The sequence below is a fragment of the Lentimicrobium sp. S6 genome, assembly GCF_013166635.1.
Taxonomy (GTDB): Bacteria; Bacteroidota; Bacteroidia; order Bacteroidales; family UBA12170; genus UBA12170.
In genome coordinates this window covers 1-569 of the sequence record NZ_JABKBZ010000270.1, presented here as the reverse complement: position 1 = coordinate 569, position 569 = coordinate 1, and the positions used below count along the sequence as shown (strand labels likewise).

1 protein-coding gene and 1 pseudogene are annotated in these 569 nt (G+C 31.8%); both read left to right on the top strand.

Features of this window, described 5'->3' with window-relative positions; genetic code table 11:
* Nucleotides 1-163 (top strand): annotated as a pseudogene (locus HNS40_RS23445) (IS982 family transposase); the annotation flags it as partial.
* Between the two features lie 127 nt (nt 164-290).
* Nucleotides 291-506 carry a hypothetical protein gene (locus tag HNS40_RS22680; RefSeq protein ID WP_172284979.1) on the top strand — a complete coding sequence of 72 codons (216 nt, stop codon included), beginning with the start codon at nt 291-293 and terminating at the stop codon, nt 504-506.
* Nucleotides 507-569: the final 63 nt, after the last annotated feature.

Here is a 569-nt window from a genome sequence, read left to right as displayed (position 1 = left end):
TGAACTAAAAAACATGTGCCAAATTGAACATTCTAGGCACAGAAGTTTTGAAAATTTTATCTCCAATATTATCGCCGCTCTTATCGCATATTCATTCTTTGCTAAAAAACCTTCTATAAAATATGATTTGGAGAAAGACGATCAATTAGCTCTGTTTTTATAATCGAACTCGGGTTAATAAACACGAATTTGATAATAGATTAGAATATCATAACTAGAGAAAAATCCAATGCCTTCACAACTGAGGAGTTATCTATTTCCTTAATTAAAAAAATGCCAAAGAAATTGTGGTGATTAGTCTATTAGCTGAAGAATTTATTTATCAATCATTAATATCAGGAAAAGAACTAGGATATGATACCTATGTAATGCCTGAATCGATTCTGGGGAAATCACCCAAAAAGAAAGAGAGGGCGATTAAAAAGCTTAAAAGTAGAGGGGTTGGATATACCGGCGTTATTGTGCCAGTCATACCGACGTTATTGTGCCAGTGTGAACAGCTATAATTTCTAGGCTAAATTTACACATTAATTTGTTTCATTTTCACACATTAATTTTCCTAAATATTT